The sequence below is a fragment of the Aeromonas sp. A35_P genome (assembly GCF_002259925.1).
Taxonomy (GTDB): Bacteria; Pseudomonadota; Gammaproteobacteria; order Enterobacterales; family Aeromonadaceae; genus Aeromonas; species Aeromonas dhakensis.
Genome location: NZ_NEVB01000245.1, coordinates 1 through 19998, shown reverse-complemented (window position 1 = coordinate 19998; position 19998 = coordinate 1). Strand labels below are relative to the sequence as shown.

The following is a 19998-nucleotide window of genomic DNA, read 5'->3' as shown; positions in this document are numbered from 1 at the left end:
GGTTAGTGTGCTGATATGGCTCAGTCGGTAGAGCGCATCCTTGGTAAGGATGAGGTCCCCAGTTCGATTCTGGGTATCAGCACCATTTTCAAGTAGTACAGCTTTTGCCTGACGGCAATAGCGCCGTGGAACCACCTGATCCCATGCCGAACTCAGAAGTGAAACGCGGTAGCGTCGATGGTAGTGTGGCATTCGCCATGCGAGAGTAGAACACTGTCAGGCACCCATTTAGAAGAGGCCTCCCATTCGGGAGGCCTTTTTGCATTGGAAATTTGCCATTATGATGGGTTTCTTTTAGTAAAAATGCTGGGATGTCAGCACGTTGCCCGTTACTCTTGGTCTGGTGTTGTCGCGCGTCATTGCCAGAGGAGTATGCATGGCCACGTTGAAGGAAATTGCACAGGAGGCGGGGGTATCCCAGGCTACCGTGTCGCGGGTGCTCAATGAAGATCCGACGCTGAGCGTCAAGGAAGAGACCAAGCAGAAGATCTTCGAGATCGCCGAGCGGCTGGAGTACAAGACCAGCGGTGCCCGCAAGGGGGTTCACAAGAGCAAGCTGCACTTCTTGGCGGTCTATGCCTACCCGCAGAGCACCGAGGTCAACGATCCCTACTATCTGGCCATCCGCTACGGCATCGAGACCCAGTGTGCTCGCCTCAACATCGAACTGACCCACTTCTACAACGGTGCCGAGGGGCGCGATCTCTCCGCCGTCGACGGTATCCTGGTCATCGGCCATCTGCCCGCAGAGCGTCTCGCCGCGCTTCACTCCCTCTCTGCCCAGCTGGTGTTCGTGGATTGCCGTTCTCAGGGGGACTTTGACTCGATTGACGTGGATCTGGCGCTGATCAGCCAGCAGGTAGTGGACTTCTTCATCGCTCAGGGACACCAGCGCATCGGCTATATCGGCGGTCAGGATGATGGCCCGGATCTGCGCGAGCTGGCCTTCCTCGACTACGGTCAACGGCTGGGTGTGGTGCAGGAGAGCGACCTCTATCGCGGGGATTTCTCCAGCGCTTCCGGTTACGCGTTGGCGAAGGAGATGCTGGCAGGGGATTGGCCCAAGGCGCTGTTCGTGGCCTCCGACTCCATCGCCATCGGTGTGCTGCGTGCCATCCACGAGAAGGGACTGGCGATTCCCCAGCAAATCGAGCTTATCAGCGTCAACGATATTCCGACCGCCAAGTTCACCTTCCCGCCGCTCTCCACGGTGCGGATCCACTCCGAGTTGATGGGCTCCCAAGGGGTCAATCTGCTGGTTGAACGGCTGCGTGACGAGCGGGATATCCCGCTGCGGGTGCTGGTACCGAGCAAATTGACTCTGCGCGGTACCACACGATAATTTTAGTAAAACACCTATGTTTTTAGTCGCGCCATCTTGCGGTGGCGCAACACCCCTCCCAAGCAAATATCTTTCCCATCTCTTCCAATAAACTCATATCATATTGTTTTATAGTTAATTTGATCGCATGACAGCCCGCTGTCATCAACATCCATGCCACCCATCTATACCTTGCCCTCCTTTATCTTCTGCTTCTGATCTCGCTCACAAAACCATCCGCTCACTGTGATCAGGTTAAAACTTTACCGATCTAAAACTGATATTTAGTAAATATTTATCTAGAGTTTACCCAGTTAACGTTGCCTTGTTCCGGGAGGACATGTGAATAACTGGGAAAACGTCCAATTCGTTGGTGAAAACAGGCTGGCCCCGCGCGCCTACTTCTTCTCTTATGCCGACCACGGGCTGGCGGCCACCATGCAGCGCGAGCTGAGCCGCCGTTTTCTGAGCCTTGGCGGCCAGTGGCAGTTCCACTACTTCGACCACCCCCTGCAAGTGCCGGAGGCCTTCTATCACAGCCCCATGAACGAGTGGGGCCAGATCACCGTGCCCAATATGTGGCAGATGGAAGGGCATGGTCAGCTGCAGTACACCGACGAAGGTTTTCCCTTCCCCATCGACGTGCCCTTCGTGCCGACCAACAACCCCACCGGCGCCTATCAGCGCAGCTTCACGCTGAGCCCGGCCTGGGGCGGCGAGCAGGTGATCATCAAGTTTGACGGGGTGGAGACCTACTTCGAGGTCTATGTGAACGGTCACTACGTCGGCTTCAGCAAGGGGAGCCGCCTTGCCGCAGAGTTCGATATCAGCGCCTACGCCAACATCGGTGAGAACCTGCTGTCGGTGCGGGTGATGCAGTGGGCCGACTCCACCTACATCGAAGATCAGGACATGTGGTGGATGGCGGGGATCTTCCGCGATGTCTACCTGGTGGGCAAACCGGCGGTCCATGTGCAGGACTTCTTCATCCAGACCGCGCTGGCTGACGACAACCAGAGCGCCACCCTGAGCTGCGACATCCAGCTCGAAAACCTGGGGGAGTCGGCCCGTGATCATCGTCTGGTCTGCTCGCTGCTGGATCAGGGCAGCGAGATCGCCAGCGGCTCGCTCGATCATCTCGCTATCGATGGCAAGTGTGATTGCCGCTTCACGCTGGATCTGGCCAACCCCCATCTGTGGAGCGCCGAAGATCCTTACCTCTACCAGCTGCAACTCTCCCTCTACAACGGTCAGGGGGTTCTGCTGGAAGTGATCCCGCAACGGGTCGGGGTGCGTGAAATCACCGTCAAGGATGGCCTCTTCCATGTCAACGGCCACTACCTCAAGCTGCACGGGGTGAATCGCCACGACAACGACCACCTCAAGAGCCGCGCGGTCGGCATGGACCGTGTTGAACGCGACATCGTGCTGATGAAGCAGCACAACCTCAACTCGGTGCGCACCGCCCACTACCCGAACGACCCGCGTTTCTACGAGCTGTGCGACCAGTACGGTCTGTTCGTGATGGCGGAGACTGACGTGGAGACCCACGGCTTTGCCAACGTCGGCGATCTCAGCCGCATCACCGATGCCCCCTTCTGGGAGCCGGTGTTCGTGGATCGCATAGAGCGCCACGTGCACGCCCAGAAGAACCACCCTTCCATCATCATCTGGTCGCTCGGCAACGAGTCCGGCTACGGCTGCAACATCAGAGCCATGTACCAGCGCTGCAAGGCGATCGACCCGACCCGGCTGGTGCACTACGAAGAGGATCGCGACGCCGAGGTGGTGGATGTGGTGAGTACCATGTATTCCCGCGTCTCCCAGATGAACTGCTTCGGCGAGTTCCCTATGCCTAAGCCACGCATCCTCTGCGAATACGCCCACGCCATGGGCAACGGCCCGGGTGGTCTCAGCGAATACCAGCAGGTGTTCGACCGCCATCCCCACATTCAGGGCCACTACATCTGGGAGTGGTGCGATCACGGCATTCTGGATCAGGACGAGCAGGGCCGCCCGGTCTACAAGTACGGCGGCGACTACGGCGACTACCCCAACAACTACAACTTCTGCATGGATGGCCTCATCTATCCGGATCAGACCCCGGGGCCGGGCCTGCGCGAGTACAAGCAGGTGATCTGCCCGGTCAAGGTGCGGGCGCTGGATCTGGCGAGCGGCAAGCTGGCGGTGGAAAACCGTTACTGGTTCTCCACTCTCGACGATATCCGCCTGCTGGTCGAGGTGAAGGCCGAGGGCGAGCTGCTGGCCAGCCAGCAGATCCGGCTGGAAGGGATTGCTCCCGGTGCCATCACAGTGCTGCAACTCGAACTGCCATCCCTCGATGGGCGGGAGACCTTCGTCCAGCTGAGGGTCATCAAGGCCACCGCCACCCGTTACAGCGCGGCGGAGCACGAGCTGGGCCAGTACCAGTTCCGGCTCAAAGAGTCGACCCGTCAGCTGCAACCCTTTGCCAATCCCAACGCCACCCCGTTGCAGATCGCCGATGAGAGGCTCGATCTAACCCTGAGTGGCAGCGGCTTCGCCCTGCGCTTCTCGCGCCTCGATGGCAAGCTGGTGAGCTGGCAGCAGGATGGTAATGAGCTCATCGAGCGCTCGCCGCGCCTCACCTTCTTCAAGCCGATGATCGACAACCACAAGCAGGAGTACGAGAGCCTGTGGCACCCGAACCACCTGCAGATCATGCAGGAGCACTTCCGCACTCTGAGCTGGCGCCAGCTGGGTGAGGCGGTCGAGGTGACGGTAGAGAGCCTGATCGCGCCGCCGGTGTTCGACTTCGGCATGCGCTGCCGCTACGTCTACACCCTCAGCCCGAACGGCCAACTGCACGTGGCGCTGTCCGGTCAGCCCTACGGCAGTTATGACGACATCATCCCCAAGATCGGCTTCGAGCTGGGCATTCGTCAGGATCTCGACCGGGTGCACTACTACGGCATGGGACCGGGTGAGAACTATCAGGACAGCCGCCAGAGCAACTGGATCGACAGCTTCCAGAGCACAGTCGGCGAGATGTGGGAGCACTACCCCTTCCCGCAGGACAACGGCAACCGCCAGCAGGTGCGCTGGGCGACCCTGACCAACCGCCACGGTGCCGGTCTCTACGTGCGGCCCGATGCTCCCATCAACCTGAGCGTCTGGCCCTACAGCTGGGAGCATATCCACGGGGCGCAGCACATCAATGAGCTGGAGCCGAGTGGTTATCTCACCCTCAATCTGGATCACAAGGTACTGGGGCTGGGTTCCAACTCCTGGGGCTCCGAGGTGTTGGACTCCTGGCGGGTGCGCTTCGAGCCGTTCAGCTTCGGCCTGACCCTGCTGCCCATCGCTCGTGGCAACCTCAATCCGGCTGCGCTGGCCGGGCTCGATCTCACCATCAACGGCGGGAGGAACCTCGCATGATCACCCTGGACAACCTGACCCTGTTCAAAAACATCTACCGGGAGGGCAAGAAGTGGGGCCGCTGCGTGGAGGCCATCAACAACCTGGCCAACCTCAAGCCCGGTATCTGCCACTCCATCGGTGACTCCCTCACCTACCGCTTGCAGGAGGGGGCCAGCCCGGCCACCTCACTGTTCGAGGGGCAGCGCCGCTACTTCGACGTTCACTACTACCTGGAAGGGGCAGAGACGGTGGAGTGGGCAGCCAAGTCGGATCTGCGGGTCGAGCAGGCCTATGACGACACCACGGATCGCGAGTGGCTGGCCGGTGAGGTGCGTGAGCGCCAGCAGGTGGGCAACGGCCAGGTGGTGATCTTCGAGAACGACGAGGCTTACCGGTTCGCAGGCGACAGCCCGGTACGCAAGCTGATCATCAAGGTCACCGTCGAAGGCGGCTACTTCAAAAACAAATAACAAGCCGCCGGTTCTGCACTGACAAAGCCGGAAGGGCGGGGCTCACCCTACAAATCATGCCCCGCTCTTTCGCTAGATAACTACAGGTCTGGAGATGCACCATGTCTGATTCCAAACGCAATACGATAGGCAAGTTTGGTCTGCTGTCGCTCACCTTCGCGGCGGTATTCAGCTTCAACAACGTCATCAACAACAACATCGAGATCGGTCTGGCCTCGGCCCCGATGTTCTTTCTGGCCACCATTTTTTACTTCATTCCGTTCTGCCTGATCATTGCGGAGTTCGTGTCACTGAACAAAAACTCCGAAGCGGGGGTGTACGCCTGGGTGAAGAGCTCCCTCGGCGGTCGCTGGGCCTTTATCTCCGCCTACACCTACTGGTTCGTGAACCTCTTCTTCTTCACCTCCTTGCTGCCGCGAGTCATCGCCTACGCCTCCTATGCCTTCCTCGGTTATGAGTACATTCTCACCCCGGTGGCGACCACGGCATTGAGCATGGTGCTGTTTGCCTTTGCCACCTACGTCTCCACCAACGGCGCCAGGATGCTCGGCCCCATCACCTCGGTGACTTCGTCCCTGATGCTGCTGCTGACCCTCTCCTACATTCTGCTGGCAGGGGCGGCACTGGTGGGCGGCGTGCAACCGGCTGACCCCATCACGGTAGAGGCCATGGTCCCCGATTTCAGCTGGGCCTTCCTGGGTATCACTACCTGGATCTTTATGGCGGCCGGTGGCGCCGAGTCGGTGGCGGTCTACGTCAATGACGTGAAAGGGGGCTCCAAATCCTTCGCGAAGGTGATCATTGTCGCTGGGATCTTTATCGGCGTGCTCTACTCCATCGCATCGCTGTTGATCAACGTGTTCGTCCACAGCGACACCCTGAAATACACCGGCGGCTCGGTGCAGGTGTTTGAGGGGCTGGCGGCCCATTTCGGCTTGCCGGAGATCCTGATGAACCGCTTTGTCGGGCTGGTCTCCTTCACCGCCATGTTCGGCTCCCTGCTGATGTGGACGGCGACCCCGGTGAAGATCTTCTTCTCCGAGATCCCGGCCGGCATCTTCGGCAAGAAGACGGTCGAGCTGAACGAGAATGGCGTGCCCGCCCGCGCAGCCTGGATCCAGTACCTCATCGTGCTGCCGCTGATGGTGATCCCGACTCTGGGCTCCAACACCGCGCAGGATCTGATGAACACCGTCATCAACATGACTGCTGCCGCCTCCATGCTGCCGCCGCTGTTCATCATGCTGGCCTACCTCAATCTGCGGCTGAAGCTCGACCACCTGCCGCGGGAGTTCAGGATGGGGTCGCGCACCACCGGCATCGCAGTGGTCTCGGTGCTGATCGCCATCTTCTCGGTGGGCTTCCTCGCCTCCACCTTCCCGACCGGTGCCGACATCATGACCATCATCTTCTACAACGTCGGCGGGATCCTGATCTTCCTCGGCTTCGCCTGGTGGAAATACAACAGATACGAGGCTTCTCTCAGCGCCGAGGCGCGCGCGAAAGAGGCCCAGCCGGCGGCGCAGGTCGCCATGCAGGCGCCATAGGCACTGCATTGACTCCCAATCAAATCGGGTGGCCGTTGGCCACCCGCAAACCGTTGAACCAGAAAAGGAAAAGAGCATGAGCGAGACGATCGAGTTTGCCGAATTCAAACGGGTCGAGATGAAGGTGGGCAAGGTGCTGGAGGTGGTGCGTCACCCCGGGGCCGACAAACTCTATATCGTCCAGATCGACGTGGGGGGCGAGCGGCCGCGGCAGACCGTCACCAGTCTGGTGCCTTACTACAGCGAAGAGGAGCTGATGGGCAGCCAGGTGGTGGTACTGACCAACCTCAAGCCCACCAGGATGCGCGGCGAGCGTTCCGAGTGCATGTTGCTGTGCGCCGAGACCCCGGACGAGAGCCAGAGCGTGCTGTTGCAGCCGCGGGTGCCGATGGCGCCGGGCACTCCGATCGTCTGACTGGTATTGCGAGCCGGTGCGGGAGACGGCACCGGTTCAGCAACGAGGCCGTCCAAGCGGCCCGATCATAACAAGAGAGTAAAGGGCGGGGCCGACAGACCCTTGCCGAACACATCACAGAGTCACAGCGTTACCCGCAGGGAGCGCGAGTCCACTGGAGGACACCATGTCTGAATCCGTACGCGGCACCATAGGCAAGTTTGCCCTGTTGTCGATGACCTTTGCCGCCGTGTTCAACGTGCGCAACATCGTCAACAACAACATAGAGCTGGGGCTCAGCTCCGCTCCCATCTTCCTGCTGGCGACCATCGTCTACTTCATCCCGTTCGTCTTCATCATCGCCGAGTTCGTCTCGGCCAACAAAAACTCCGAGTCGGGGATGTACGACTGGTTGAAAAAGCCGCTCGGCACCCGGATGGCCTATCTGGGCTCGTTTCTCTACTGGTTCGTGAACCTGTTCTGGTTCGTCTCCCTGCTGCCCAACGTCATCGCCTACGCCTCCTACGCCATGCTGGGCTATGAGTACAGCTTCTCGCCCATGGTCACCTCGGTCATCTCCATCGTGCTGTTTGCGGCGGCGACCCATATCTCCACCAAGGGGGCGAGCTGGCTCGGCAAGATTGCCGAGATCGTGGCCTACGGCGTCTTTGCCCTGTTCGCCATCTATGTGCTGGGCGCCCTGATGGCTTTGAGTGGCGATCATGTGCCGGCCCAGCCCATCACCCTGGAGGCGATGACTCCCACCGTCAACTGGGCGACGCTCGGTATCATGTGCTGGATCTTCCAGGCGGCGGGCGGTGCCGAGACGGCGGCGGCCTACCTCAATGACGTGAAGGGGGGCCAGAAGTCCTTCATCAAGGTGATCATCAGTGCCGGCATCGTCATCGGTGCCATGTATGCGGTCGGTTCCCTGCTGGTGAACGTGTTCGTGCCGCGCGAGAGCCTCACCTATGCCGGCGGCATGGTGGAGATCTTCACAGGCATGGCCCAGTATTTCGGGCTCTCCGAGGCGCTGGTGGGCCGCTTCGTCGGCGTGGTGCTGTTCATCGCCATGTTCGGCTCCATGATGATGTGGACCTCGGCGCCGGTGAAGATCCACTTCTCCGAGATCCCGCAGGGGGTTTACGGCGAGAAGACCACCCAGCTCAACGAGCACGGCGTGCCGGTGCGCGCCGCCTGGTGGCAGTTCGCCTTCGTGTTCGTGATGCTGGTGGTCAACGGCTTTGGCTCGGAATCCGTGCAGCAGATGATGAACACCGCCATCAACCTCACCGCCGGTACCGCCATGTTGCCGCCGATCTTCATCATGGCGGCCTACTTCGTGTTCCGCTGGAAACATGACGACACTCCGCGCGAGTTCCGCATGGGGTCGCGCACCTTCGGCATGGCGGTGGTGTCTGTGCTGATCGCCATCTTCGTGGTGAGCATGAGTGCCTCCGCCTTCCCGAGCGGGGTGGATCTGGTGCGCGCCTTCTTCATCAACGTCTTCATGACCGCGGTCTTCTCGGCGCTGGCCTACTGGTGGATCTCCCGTTTCGAGAAGCGGCAGGCCCGCAAGCAGGCAACCGGCACAGCCGGCGGCAAGCTGGTCAAGCAGAGTTGAGGCACAAGGCTGGCCGGCTCCGGTGGCCAGTCGGACTTGCTTAATTTCCGGCAGATAAAGGGGGGCGCTCAACTTTGCGCCTCCCGCTTATCGGGGTAAGCTGGGGATCCGTTTCAACAGGAGCTGTGCCACAGCTCCTGTTGTGTTTCCTGTCGTCCCCGATCACCGGCCCCGCGCGGGGGCGGGATCTGCTTTCACCGGAGACCGCTCGTGCGTCTGGATCCCTTTACCTCTGTACTGATCGTGGTGGTCGCGCTGGCCTCCCTCTTCCCCTGCGAGGGGCAGGCGGCCGTCTGGTTCGGTCTGCTGACCAAGCTGGCGGTGGCGCTGCTCTTCTTCATGCATGGCGCCAAGCTGTCGCGCCAGAACCTGCTGGCGGGCCTTGGCCACTGGCGGCTCCATCTGGTGGTGATGCTCAGCACCTTCGTGCTGTTCCCGCTGCTGGGGCTGCTGCTCACGCCGCTGGTGCCCCACTGGCTGAGCCCGGCCATCTACCTCGGTTTCCTCTACCTCTGCGCCCTGCCTGCCACCGTGCAGTCGGCCATCGCCTTCACCTCGATGGCGGGCGGCAATGTGTCGGCGGCGGTGTGCAGCGCCTCGGCTTCCAGCATCCTCGGTATCTTCCTCTCGCCTGTGCTGGTGGGGCTGATGATCAATGTGCAGGGGGAGGGGGTCGATACCTGGCACTCCATTCAGGCCATCATGGTGCAGCTGATGCTGCCGTTCGTGGTGGGCCATTTGTCGCGCCCGCTCATCGGTCGCTGGGTCGACAGCCACCGGCCGCTCATTGGCAAGCTGGACCAGAGCTCCATCCTGCTGGTGGTCTATGTGGCCTTCAGCGAGGCGGTGGTGCAGGGGATCTGGCACCAGGTCGGCTGGTACGATCTGGCCAGTATCGTGCTGCTGAGCTGCGTCTTGCTGGCGCTGGTGCTGGGCTGGAACGTCTGGATCAGCCGCCGCCTCGGTTTTGGCAAGGTGGACGAGATCACCATCGTCTTCTGCGGCTCCAAGAAGAGCCTGGCCAACGGGGTGCCCATGGCCAACGTCATGTTCCCGGCCGCCAGCGTCGGGGTCATGGTGCTGCCGCTGATGATCTTCCACCAGATCCAGCTGATGGTGTGTGCCGTGCTGGCCCGCCGCTACCGTGAGCAGGAGGTCGTGCCCCAGGTTCAGCAGGGGTAAGCGGTTCGGATAAAAAAGAGGGAGGCCAGTGGGCCTCCCTCTTTCGTTTGCCGCGTCGTCAGCGTTTGCGCCAGACGGTGAGCTGGGCCACCGTATGCTGGTACTTGCGGGCGGTCTCGCGGATGACGAAGGGGACGTCCCTTGGGGGCAGGTGCTCCTCGAACTCTTCCGCCAGCAGCCGTTGCAGCGCCTGATAGGTGCCGAGGGCCTCGCCGTTTTCCCGGATGCCGCCGAGCCAGTTGGCCTTGGGGGTGTAGTCGGTCAGCCAGGTATAGGGGCTGGTGAGCACCAGCAGGCCGCCGCTGCGCAGTCTGGGCGCAATGTCGCGCAGGAAGCGGGCGGGTTCCCGCAGCCGGTCGATCAGGTTGGAGGCGAGCACCAGATCGTAGTCCGCATACTTGGGCTTGAGGTTGCAGGCATCCCCCTGGCTGAAGTGGACTCGATCGGCCTGCTCACGGCCGAGCTCATGGCGGGAGAGCCGCGCCTCGCAATACTCCACCAGCTCCCCTTCCACCGGTACCGCGTAGCGGAAGCTGTCCTGGCTGGCGAGCGCCAGCGCCACGTCGATGAAGCGGGCCGAGTAGTCGACCCCGTCCACGTGGGCGAAGTGGCGGGCCAGTTCGAAGCTGGCGCGGCCGGTGGCGCAGCCGATGTCGAGCGCCCGCTCATGGCGGCTGCACAACTCGCTGGCGAGGCTGGCCAGAGCCTGGGCGTAGTTGGCGACCCCGAAGTGGCTCGGCCCGTACTGGAAGTCGAGGTACTGAGCGACGAGCGTGTCGGTTTCATAGGGATTCACGATGACGGGCTCCTGGTGGCGGGATACCAGATAGCGAAAGCCCGCATGCTGGAAGAAGTGGCGGCGGAAGGCGTAGCGGGAGGACTTGAGCGCCTCGTTGCCGGTGCTGATCCAGCTGCCCCCCTTGATGAGTGTGTGCTTGCCATCGAAGGTGGGGGTGGAGAAGTCGTCGTAGAGGGGATGCACTTTGAACCCCTCGAAGCCATCGATGGCGGTGCTGGTCCACTGCCAGACGTTGCCCACCAGGTCGAAGAAGCTACCCTGCGGGCAGGCATCCACCGGACAGGACGACGCGAAGCGGGCCAGGTTGATGTTGCCGGGCGCCTCGATCCAGTCCGGCTGGTCACCAGCCAGCTGTTCGCGCAGCAGCATCCACTCCGCCTCGCTCGGCAGCTGGATCGGCAGACCGGTCTGGGCCGCCTGCCAGCGACAGAAGGCGGCGGCCTCCAGCTGGTTTACCTCCACCGGCCAGTCCCAGGGCATAGGAACCTGCCTTGTCATCAGTCGCAGTTGCAGTTGCTCGGGTTCGAGGGGGTTGCCGACCCAGAAGGTGGGCATGCGTGCCCCGGCATACTGGCGCCAGCCCCAGCCTTCGTCATCCCACCAGGCGCGGGTCTCGTAGCCGCCTGCCTGTACGAAGTCGAAAAATTCTGCATTGCTCACCAGCATGCGACTGGCCTGGAAGGGGGCCAGTTCGACGTGACGCTCGCCGTATTCGTTGTCCCAGCCGTAGGTGGCGTCCTGTTTGCCGAGCCGCACCCGGCCACCGGCCACCGGCAGCAGGCTGTTGGCGGGTACCTCGTCACGGCGATGGCGCGCCTCGAGGCAGACCGGCCACTGGGGCTGGCTGCGCACCCAGGCCAGCGGCAGCTGGCGGATCAGCACGCTGGAGGTCTCGAGGTGGATGCGCTCGTGCTCTATCCCCATCAAGATGACCCAGGCCGGGCTCTGCCAATGGATGGGCAGCTCGATCGGCATCCGCTCGATGAAATCACACACCAGGGCGCGCACCCGACCGCGGTAGTCGCGCAGCTCGCTGACGGAGGGCCAGTCGTAGTGGGTTTCATCGAGATCGTCCCAGCTCATCTCATCCACCCCGATGGCGACCATGGCCTCGATGCGGGCGTCGAGTCGCCCCTCGATGAGGCGTGCCGCCAGCAGCTTGTTGATGAAGAAGGCGGCGGTGTGGCCGTAGTAGAAGATGAGCGGGTGGCGCAGGGGGATCGCCTTGTCAATCCAGGCGCGCTCGTCGGCCAGGCAGTCGAACAGCGAGTCGTAGAGATCGAAGGTCTGGCAGAAGTAGGTGAGCAGCTCGCGGCGTTTTTGTTCGGGATCGCTGCCAGTCAGCAGCGGGGTTCGGGTCGGTTCCGGCAGGCCGGTGGCGGTGGAATAGAGAAGAGTGGCTTGGGTCACGCTCTGACTCCTTGTTGGCAGTGAAGACTGACAAGACAGTGGTAATGGCATTACCGCAATGGAGAGCTTTGTACGCACAAAGTATCACTATTGGCTCAACAGACCGGCAGGGCAACTAAAAACTTCCACGGCTTGTCAGCATAGCGACCCCGCGAACGGCTCGCCAGCCAGCCCTCCACCTGCTCGCTCGGGTATGGTCATATTCGCCAGTTTATGGTCTGAATGACTCTCTTCTTGCTGTGCCCATGTGGCGTAAAAATGGATATTTTCTTGTAAATCATGCTGTTGATGAACTGGCACAGGCTTTGTAATAGATGCTGACCAAGAGGCCGCGACTGGCCAATACACAATGAGGAGAGTGGCGATGAAATGGATGATGGGCGTGGTGCTGGCGGTCGGGCTCAGCGGGTGCAGCTGGCTGGATGATACCCGGGTGAGCGGGGCGGGGGCCCTGATCGAGCAGCAGCACGGGATGGGCCGGCAGGTGACCCGGGTGCTGGCCGGGGTGCCCGCCAGTGTCCATCTGGTGGCCGGCGAGCCGCGCGGGGTGCGCATCCGCGGGCAGGAGAACCTGCTGCCCTACCTGGTGCTGAGCGAGCGGGGCGACAAGCTGGAGATCGAGGTGAAGGACGGTTACCGGCTCGATCCGACCGAACCGCTGGAGATCACCATCACCCTGCCCGCGCTTCATGAACTGGCGCTGGCAGGGGTTGCCAACGGCGAGCTGCGCGGCTTCAAGGGGGAGGCGCTGGTGCTGTCGGTGGCCGGGGTCGGTGACATCGTCGCCGACGGGCTCGAACTGGATCGGCTGGAGGGCAACATCGCGGGCGCAGGCAGCCTGGATCTGGGGAACAGCACGGCGAGGGCCGTCGAGCTCAACATCGCCGGCTCGGGGGATGTGCTGGGGGCCGAGCTCAAGGGGCGCGAGGTGGAGGTCAATATCGCCGGCAGCGGCGACGTGGAGGTTCGGGCGCAGGAGCGGCTCAAGGTGGGCATCGCCGGCTCTGGCTCGGTCAGCTACTGGGGTGATCCCGTGCTGCAGAGCGAGATCGCCGGCTCCGGCGAGGTGAGCCGGCAGGGCAGCTGAATGGTCTTGTACGTCGACCAGAAAAAACAGGCCCGTGACGGGCCTGTTTCGATCAGAGGTGGCGGGCATGAAAGCGCAGGTGCGCCTCGATGAAGCTCGCCACGAAGTAGTAGCTGTGATCGTACCCGGGGTGGCGGTTGAGCTCCAGCGGCCACTCCTTGCTGGCGGCCACATCGGCCAGGGCATCGATGTGCAGCTGTTCTGCCAGGAAGGGATCGTCCAGCCCCACGTCTACCAGAGTCGGCAGTGGTTTGACCGACTCATTGCGCAGCAGCTGGCAGGCGTCCCACTCCTGCCACAGCAGGGGGTTGTTGCCGAGGTAGGCACCGAGCGCCTTCTGGCCCCAGGGGCAGCGGCTCGGGTGGCTGATGGGGCTGAAGGCCGACACCGAGCGGTAGCGACCCGGCTCGCGCAGGGCGGCGATGAGCGCCCCGTGGCCACCCATGGAGTGGCCGCTGATGGCGCGCTTCGTCGAGACCGGGAAGTGGGTCTCGATGAGCTCGGGCAGCTCGCGGGTGACGTAGTCGTACATCTGGTAGTGATCGCGCCAGGGATGCTGGGTGGCGTTGACGTAGAAGCCGGCGCCCATGCCGAGATCGTAACCGGGGTCGTCCGCCACCTCTTCGCCGCGGGGGCTGGTGTCCGGCGCCACCAGGGCGATGCCGAGCTCGGCGGCGATGCGCTGGGCGCCCGCCTTCTGCATGAAGTTTTCATCGGTGCAGGTGAGGCCGGAGAGCCAGTAGAGCACGGGCACCTTCTGGCCGGTGAGGGCCTGGGGCGGCAGATAGATGGCGAAGCGCATCTCGCAACCCAGCACCTCGGAGGCGTGGCTGTAGCGCTTGTGCCAGCCATCGAAGCTCTTGTTGCTGCTGATTATGTCCAGATTCATCGGAGGAACTCCTGCACCCCGCCCACGGTGACGGGCGGGGTGATCATGCTCAGTAGTGGATGACGCTGCGGATGCTCTTGCCTTCGTGCATCAGATCGAACGCCTCGTTGATCTGCTCAAGCCCCATGGTGTGGGTGATGAAGTCGTCCAGCTTGAACTCGCCCTGCATGTAACGCTGCACGTAGCTCGGCAGCTCGCTGCGACCGCGCACGCCGCCGAAGGCGCTGCCGCGCCACACCCGGCCGGTGACCAGCTGGAACGGGCGGGTGCTGATCTCCTGGCCGGCGCCGGCCACCCCGATGATGACCGACTCGCCCCAGCCCTTGTGGCAGCACTCCAGCGCCGCGCGCATCACCTTGACGTTGCCGATGCACTCGAACGAGAAGTCGACACCGCCGTCGGTGAGCTCGACGATCACCTCCTGGATGGGTTTGTCATAGTCGTTCGGGTTGATGCAGTCGGTGGCGCCCAGCTTGCGGGCCAGTTCGAACTTGCTCTCGTTGATGTCGATGGCGATGATGCGGCCGGCCTTGGCCAGGCGAGCCCCTATCACGGCGGAGAGGCCGATGCCGCCCAGCCCGAAGATGGCGACGCTCTCACCTTCCTTGACCTTGGCGGTGTTCATCACGGCGCCGATGCCGGTGGTGACGCCGCAGCCGAGCAGGCAGACCTCTTCCAGCGGGGCGGCCGGGTCCACCTTGGCGATGGAGATCTCGGGCAGTACCGTGTATTCGCTGAAGGTGGAGGTGCCCATGTAGTGATAGATGGGCTGGCCATCCTTGGAGAAGCGGGTGGTGCCGTCCGGCATCAGCCCCTTGCCCTGGGTGGCGCGGATCTTCTGGCACAGGTTGGTCTTGCCGGATTTGCAGAATTTGCACTCGCCGCACTCGGGGGTGTAGAGCGGGATCACGTGATCGCCCACCTTGACGCTGGTGACGCCCTCGCCGACGGATTCGACGATGCCGCCCCCCTCGTGACCGAGGATGCAGGGGAAGACCCCTTCCGGATCTTCACCGGAAAGGGTGAAGGCATCGGTGTGGCAGACGCCGGTGGCGACGATGCGGACCCGCACTTCGCCCGCCTGGGGTGGCATGACCTCGACTTCTTCGATGGAGAGGGGCTGGCCCGGGCCCCAGGCGATGGCGGCCTTACACTTGATGCTTTGAACCTGTGCCATGACGGATGTCCTTATTGTTGAGCAGGGTGAGGAGAATGGGTTCGGACATCCAGTGTAGTTTCCCACTTATTTGGTGATAATAAGGCGAAATCTGAAATCACTTTTACACACAGGTAATAATGTTCGGCTGGGAAGGGATCTGTGAATTTGTCAGCGTGGCGGAGCAGGGGGGCTTTACCCCGGCGGCGCGCAAGCTGGGGGTGTCGGTGGCGCAAGTGAGCCGGCAGGTGGCGCAGCTGGAGGATCGGCTGCAGGCCAAGCTGCTGCTGCGCACCACCCGTCAGGTGCGGCTCACCGAGCTCGGCGAGATCTACTATCGCCACTGTCGCCAGCTGCTGGACAACCTCTACGAGGCGGAGCTGGCGGTGGGGCGCCATCAGGCGGTGCCGCAGGGCACCCTGCGCATCACGGCCCCGGTCTCCTACGGCGAGAGCCGCATCGCCCCGCTGGTGAACGACTTTATGGTGCGCTTTCCCCAGCTGGAGGTGACCCTCAACCTCACCAACCAGCTGCTGGATCTGGTGCACGAAGGCTACGATCTGGCGCTGCGGCTCGGCCATCTCAAGGACTCCAGCCTGGTGGCGCGCAAGCTGGCGCAGCGGGTGCCCTATGTGTGCGCCTCGCCGGCTTACACCGCCCGTCACGGCATGCCCAACAGCCTCTCCGAACTCACCCGCCACACCTGCCTGGTGGGCAACAGCGACGAGTGGCACTTCACCCTGGATGGCCGCCCCCACAGTGTGCGGGTGCACGGACTGCTGCACTGCAACAGCGGCCACGCCCTGCTGGATGCGGCGCTCAAGGGGATCGGCATCATCCAGCTGCCGGACTATTACGTGAGCGACCACCTGGCCCAAGGTGAGCTTATCGAGCTGCTGCCGGAGTTGCGGGCGCCGGCGGAGGGGATCTGGGCCCTCTATCCCCACAACCGCCACCTCTCTCCCAAGGTGCGGCTGCTGGTGGACTATCTGGCGGAGCGGCTGAGCGATCCCCACCAGCCCGCGCTGGTGCGCCCCGTCGGCTGACCTCGCTCAATAAAAAAGGCCCGCTTGTGCGGGCCTTTTGCATGGCATGAAAGGCGGGGTTATTCCCGCTCCTTGACGTAGGGGGTGCCGAGCGCCTTGGGTGCCACCGCCTTGCCGATGAAGCCGGCCAGCAGGAACACGGTCAGGATGTAGGGCAGCGCCTCGATGGCCTGCACCGGGATCGGGAAACCGCCGATGCTGACCCCTTGCAGCCGGATGGCGACCGCATCGAGGAAGCCGAACAGCAGGCAGGCCGCCATGGCGTTCCAGGGGCGCCACTTGCCGAACACCAGCGCCGCCAGCGCCATGAAGCCCTTGCCCGCGCTCATGTTGGGGATGAACTGGGCGGTCTGGGCCACCGCCAGGTAGGTGCCGCCGATGCCGGCCAGCAGGCCGCCGATGATGAGCGCGGTGTAGCGCATGCGCACCACAGAGATACCGGCGGTGTCGACCGCAGCCGGTGCCTCGCCCACCGCCCGCAGACGCAGGCCGAAGCGGGTACGGAACAGCACCCACCAGGCCAGCGGCACGGCGGCGAACGCCACGTACTCCAGCAGGGAGTGACCGCTCAAGAGCTCACTGTAGAGCTGGCCGATGACGGGCACGTCATACAGCTCCTTGGCATAGGGCAGGTCGATGGGGGCGAAGCGCGCCGCGCCGGACAGTGCCGGGGTCTGGCCGCCCTGATCGAACCAGTAACGGCCCAGGGTGACGGTCAGGCCGGCCGCCAGGATGTTGATGGCCATGCCGCTCACCACCTGATCACCGCGGTGCGGATGGTGGCATCCAGCATCAGGATCAGAATTTCAAACATGGTGATACCCCTTCACTGTCAGGCTCGGAGACATCAGGATCTTGATTTCACTCATGATCAGGCCCCCTTGGCTTGCGCGGCTGAGCGGTTGGCAAACGCCAGATAGAGCTGCTCGATGCGCGGACGCATCATGTGCTCTAGGGCGCCACAGAACAGGATCACCAGACCCTGCAACACCACCACTATGTTGCGGTCCACCCCGAACTCGAAGCTCAGTTCGGCGCCGCCCTGATAGAGGAAGCCGAACAGCAGGCTGGCGATGATGACGCCGACCGGGTGGTTGCGCCCCATCAGCGCCACCGCAATGCCGGTGAAGCCGAACCCTTCCACGAAGTTGAGCTTGATCTGGTGCAGTTCCCCCTGCAGCACGTTGAGGGCGAAGAAGCCCGACAGCATGCCGGAGATCACCATGGCCAGGATCACCACCTTGGGATAGGAGATGCCGGCATAGGCGGACGCACTCTGGCTGGCGCCGACCGAGCGGATCTCGTAGCCCCAGCGGGTATGCCAGATGAAGACCCACACCAGGGCCGCGCAGAGCAGTGCCCAGAAGAAGCTGATGTTGAGCGGGCTGTTCGACATCTCCATGCCGAATGCCCCCGCCAGTTCGCTCATCTTCGGCAGCCAGCTCGCCTCGGCGAACACCTTGCTCTCGGTGGCCATGGAGCCCGCCGGCTTGAACACCTCGACCAGCAGGTAGGCCATCAGGGAGGCGGCGATGAAGTTGAACATGATGGTGGTGATGACGATGTGGCTGCCGCGCTTGGCTTGCAACCAGGCCGGGATGAAGGCCCAGGCCGCGCCGAACAGGCCGCCGGCGATGATGGCCAGCGGCAGCAGCAGGGCGAACGGCAGGGAGTCACCCAGCAGCAGACAGACCAGACCGACGCCGAGGCCGCCGATATAGGCCTGCCCCTCGCCACCTATGTTGAACAGGCCGGCGTGGAAGGCCACCGCCACCGACAGACCGGTAAAGATGAAGCCGGTCGCGTAGTAGAGGGTGAAACCGACCCCTTCACCGGTGCCGAAGGCGCCGTACCACATGATCTCGGCGGCATCGACCGGGTTGATGTCGAGGTAGTAGAACAGGATGGCCGACACCAGGAAGGCCAGCAGGATGTTGACCGCGGGCAGTACGCCCACGGAGATCCAGGCAGGGATACGTGCTTGGCTCATGGGCGAGCCTCCTTGGCAATCTGGCCGGTGACGGGGGTGTTGACCATCAGCAGGCCGAATCCGTTACAAGTGGCGGTGAGCTTCATGATGTGGCTCCTTGTGATTGGCTTGCTGCCACCTCGTCAGGAACTATGTTCGCCATCATCAGACCTATGGTGCGCTCATCCGCCTTGGCGGCATCCAGCTCACCGACGATGCGACCGTCGGCGATGACTAGGATGCGGTCAGAGAGGCTCATGATCTCGTCCAGCTCCACCGAGACCAGCAGCACCGCCTTGCCCTTGTCGCGCATGGCAATGATCTGCTGGTGGATGTACTCGATGGCGCCGATGTCGACCCCGCGGGTCGGCTGGCCGATCAGCAGCACATCCGGGTCCTGCTCCACTTCCCGGGCGATCACCAGCTTCTGCTGGTTGCCGCCGGAGAAGTTGGCGGTCTTGTGCTCGGGATGGGGTGGGCGCACGTCCCACTTGTCCATCTTGGCCTGGCAATCCTGCAGGATCGCCTCCTTGTTCTGCAGCCAGCCCTTGTTGTACTGGGGGCGGCGGTGATAGCCGAGGATGAAGGCCTCTTTCGCCTCGAAGCGGTTGATCAGCCCCATCTTGTGTCTGTCTTCCGGCACGTGGCCGAGACCGAAGTTGCGCACCCGCTCCGGGTCGGCCGGGTGACTCACGCTCACCTCGTGGGCCTGACCGTTGCCGGTGATGGTGAAGCTGCCCTTGCTGGGCTTGAGGATGCCGCCGAGCAGGCTGAGCAGCTCGGACTGGCCGTTGCCGGAGACGCCGGCGATGCCGACCACTTCACCGGCCCGCACCTCGAAGCTGACGGATTTGACCCGCTCCACCCTGGCGTCGTCCACATAGCTGAGGCCATTGACCTTGAGCTTGGCGTCGCCCGGCTGGGTCGGCCCCTTGTCGACCTTGAGGCGCACCTTGCGGCCCACCATGAGTTCGGCCAGCTGCTCCTTGTCGGTATCCCTGGTGGCGACGTGGGCCACCATTTCACCCCGGCGCATGATGGAGACCTGATCCGTGATGGCCAGGATCTCGCGCAGCTTGTGGGTGATGAGGATGATGGTGGCGCCCTGATCGCGCAGCTTCTTGAGCACCTCGAACAGGTGATCCGCCTCTTGCGGGGTCTGTACCCCGGTCGGCTCGTCCAGGATCAGGATGCGGGCGCCGCGATAGAGCGCCTTGAGGATCTCGACCCGCTGTTGCAGGCCCACCGGCAGATCCTCGACCTTCTCGTGCAGCGGCACTTCGAGGCCATAGTCCCGCGCCAGCTCGCCCAGCAGTTTTTCGGCCGCGGCCAGGCTCTGGCCCAGGTGCCAGCCGTTTTCTGCGCCGAGAATGACGTTTTCCAATACGGTGAAGTTGTTCACCAGCATGAAGTGCTGGTGCACCATGCCCACGCCTGCGGCGATCGCATCTTGTGAGCCATGGGGTTTGAAGGGGTTGCCGTCGATGAACATCTCGCCTTTGTCGGCGTGGTAGAAACCGTAGATGATGCTCATCAGGGTCGACTTGCCGGCGCCATTTTCGCCGACGATGCCGTGAATGCTGCCTTTAGGAAGGTGCGAACAAGTGGATCGCACCTTCATCATGAGTAATATGCCCACATTTTAAAATTTCATTACTTCAAAATTCGGACGTATTTACTCCCAAATCTGACTTTTTGTTCCATT

Annotated in this window: 14 protein-coding genes, 1 tRNA gene, 1 rRNA gene and 1 pseudogene; 11 read left to right on the top strand and 6 right to left on the bottom strand. The window is 62.6% G+C overall.

The window, feature by feature from the left end:
* Positions 1 to 9 precede the first annotated feature (9 nt).
* The 9 genes from CAK78_RS20320 to CAK78_RS20280 all read left to right on the top strand — a co-directional run bounded on the left by CAK78_RS20320 (position 10) and on the right by CAK78_RS20280 (position 9937).
* Positions 10 to 85: transfer RNA gene (locus CAK78_RS20320), tRNA-Thr, on the top strand.
* Positions 86 to 107: 22 nt separating this feature from the next.
* Positions 108 to 222, top strand: a 5S ribosomal RNA gene (gene rrf, locus CAK78_RS20315).
* A 154-nt stretch (positions 223 to 376) separates the two neighbouring features.
* Positions 377 to 1342 (top strand): transcriptional regulator EbgR, encoded by a 966-nt coding sequence (gene ebgR / locus CAK78_RS20310; RefSeq protein ID WP_094698490.1) that lies wholly within the window; start codon positions 377 to 379, stop codon positions 1340 to 1342.
* A gap of 321 nt (positions 1343 to 1663) precedes the next feature.
* Positions 1664 to 4738: a beta-galactosidase subunit alpha gene (gene ebgA, locus CAK78_RS20305; protein ID WP_094698489.1), complete on the top strand. Its 3075-nt coding sequence runs from the start codon at positions 1664 to 1666 to the stop codon at positions 4736 to 4738.
* Complete coding sequence (locus tag CAK78_RS20300; protein WP_094698488.1) at positions 4735 to 5190, top strand: beta-galactosidase subunit beta; 456 nt, start codon at positions 4735 to 4737, stop codon at positions 5188 to 5190. The genes ebgA and CAK78_RS20300 overlap by 4 nt, the downstream gene beginning before the upstream one ends.
* A 101-nt stretch (positions 5191 to 5291) precedes the next feature.
* On the top strand, positions 5292 to 6737 hold the full coding sequence (locus CAK78_RS20295; RefSeq protein WP_094698487.1) for an amino acid permease: 1446 nt from the start codon (positions 5292 to 5294) through the stop codon (positions 6735 to 6737).
* Positions 6738 to 6813: 76 nt separating this feature from the next.
* The gene (locus tag CAK78_RS20290; RefSeq protein ID WP_176452872.1) at positions 6814 to 7152 is read left to right on the top strand and encodes a tRNA-binding protein; all 339 of its coding nucleotides are present in this window, start codon (positions 6814 to 6816) and stop codon (positions 7150 to 7152) included.
* A gap of 166 nt (positions 7153 to 7318) precedes the next feature.
* Positions 7319 to 8755 (top strand): amino acid permease, encoded by a 1437-nt coding sequence (locus tag CAK78_RS20285; RefSeq protein ID WP_094698485.1) that lies wholly within the window; start codon positions 7319 to 7321, stop codon positions 8753 to 8755.
* 210 nt (positions 8756 to 8965) lie between these two features.
* Positions 8966 to 9937 carry a bile acid:sodium symporter family protein gene (locus CAK78_RS20280; RefSeq protein WP_094698484.1) on the top strand — a complete coding sequence of 324 codons (972 nt, stop codon included), beginning with the start codon at positions 8966 to 8968 and terminating at the stop codon, positions 9935 to 9937.
* Between the two features lie 58 nt (positions 9938 to 9995).
* Here CAK78_RS20280 and ovoA read toward each other — a convergent pair whose 3' ends face one another.
* Entirely contained in the window at positions 9996 to 12146 is a 2151-nt protein-coding gene (gene ovoA / locus CAK78_RS20275) for a 5-histidylcysteine sulfoxide synthase (protein WP_094698483.1), read from the bottom strand.
* 364 nt (positions 12147 to 12510) lie between these two features.
* Between ovoA and CAK78_RS20270 the strand changes: the two genes are divergently transcribed.
* Positions 12511 to 13233 carry a head GIN domain-containing protein gene (locus tag CAK78_RS20270; RefSeq protein WP_094698482.1) on the top strand — a complete coding sequence of 241 codons (723 nt, stop codon included), beginning with the start codon at positions 12511 to 12513 and terminating at the stop codon, positions 13231 to 13233.
* A gap of 52 nt (positions 13234 to 13285) precedes the next feature.
* Here CAK78_RS20270 and fghA read toward each other — a convergent pair whose 3' ends face one another.
* Positions 13286 to 14122, bottom strand: a complete 837-nt coding sequence (fghA, locus tag CAK78_RS20265) for an S-formylglutathione hydrolase (protein ID WP_094698481.1) — start codon at positions 14120 to 14122, stop codon at positions 13286 to 13288.
* Between the two features lie 49 nt (positions 14123 to 14171).
* On the bottom strand, positions 14172 to 15299 hold the full coding sequence (locus tag CAK78_RS20260) for an S-(hydroxymethyl)glutathione dehydrogenase/class III alcohol dehydrogenase (protein ID WP_005307638.1): 1128 nt from the start codon (positions 15297 to 15299) through the stop codon (positions 14172 to 14174).
* 119 nt (positions 15300 to 15418) lie between these two features.
* Between CAK78_RS20260 and CAK78_RS20255 the strand changes: the two genes are divergently transcribed.
* A complete protein-coding gene (locus tag CAK78_RS20255; RefSeq protein ID WP_005307641.1) occupies positions 15419 to 16324 on the top strand; it encodes a LysR substrate-binding domain-containing protein in 906 nt (301 codons plus the stop codon).
* 59 nt (positions 16325 to 16383) lie between these two features.
* On the opposite strand, the pseudogene CAK78_RS20250 reads toward CAK78_RS20255, so the two are convergent.
* The 3 genes and pseudogenes from CAK78_RS20250 to CAK78_RS20240 all read right to left on the bottom strand — a co-directional run.
* Positions 16384 to 17097: pseudogene (locus tag CAK78_RS20250) on the bottom strand (ABC transporter permease); the annotation flags it as partial.
* A gap of 98 nt (positions 17098 to 17195) precedes the next feature.
* Positions 17196 to 18314, bottom strand: coding sequence for an ABC transporter permease (locus tag CAK78_RS20245; protein ID WP_024943031.1), 1119 nt, complete (start codon positions 18312 to 18314; stop codon positions 17196 to 17198).
* 82 nt (positions 18315 to 18396) lie between these two features.
* A complete protein-coding gene (locus tag CAK78_RS20240) occupies positions 18397 to 19917 on the bottom strand; it encodes an ABC transporter ATP-binding protein (protein ID WP_369597529.1) in 1521 nt (506 codons plus the stop codon).
* Positions 19918 to 19998: the final 81 nt, after the last annotated feature.

Coding starts and splice junctions, on each gene's coding strand:
- CAK78_RS20270 (WP_094698482.1), top strand. CDS start 12,511: ATGAAATGGATGATGGGCGTGGTGCTGGCGGTCGGGCTCAGCGGGTGC.
- fghA (WP_094698481.1), bottom strand. CDS start 14,122: ATGAATCTGGACATAATCAGCAGCAACAAGAGCTTCGATGGCTGGCAC.
- CAK78_RS20300 (WP_094698488.1), top strand. CDS start 4,735: ATGATCACCCTGGACAACCTGACCCTGTTCAAAAACATCTACCGGGAG.
- CAK78_RS20260 (WP_005307638.1), bottom strand. CDS start 15,299: ATGGCACAGGTTCAAAGCATCAAGTGTAAGGCCGCCATCGCCTGGGGC.
- ebgR (WP_094698490.1), top strand. CDS start 377: ATGGCCACGTTGAAGGAAATTGCACAGGAGGCGGGGGTATCCCAGGCT.
- CAK78_RS20285 (WP_094698485.1), top strand. CDS start 7,319: ATGTCTGAATCCGTACGCGGCACCATAGGCAAGTTTGCCCTGTTGTCG.
- CAK78_RS20245 (WP_024943031.1), bottom strand. CDS start 18,314: ATGAGCCAAGCACGTATCCCTGCCTGGATCTCCGTGGGCGTACTGCCC.
- CAK78_RS20255 (WP_005307641.1), top strand. CDS start 15,419: ATGTTCGGCTGGGAAGGGATCTGTGAATTTGTCAGCGTGGCGGAGCAG.
- CAK78_RS20290 (WP_176452872.1), top strand. CDS start 6,814: ATGAGCGAGACGATCGAGTTTGCCGAATTCAAACGGGTCGAGATGAAG.
- CAK78_RS20240 (WP_369597529.1), bottom strand. CDS start 19,917: ATGATGAAGGTGCGATCCACTTGTTCGCACCTTCCTAAAGGCAGCATT.
- CAK78_RS20295 (WP_094698487.1), top strand. CDS start 5,292: ATGTCTGATTCCAAACGCAATACGATAGGCAAGTTTGGTCTGCTGTCG.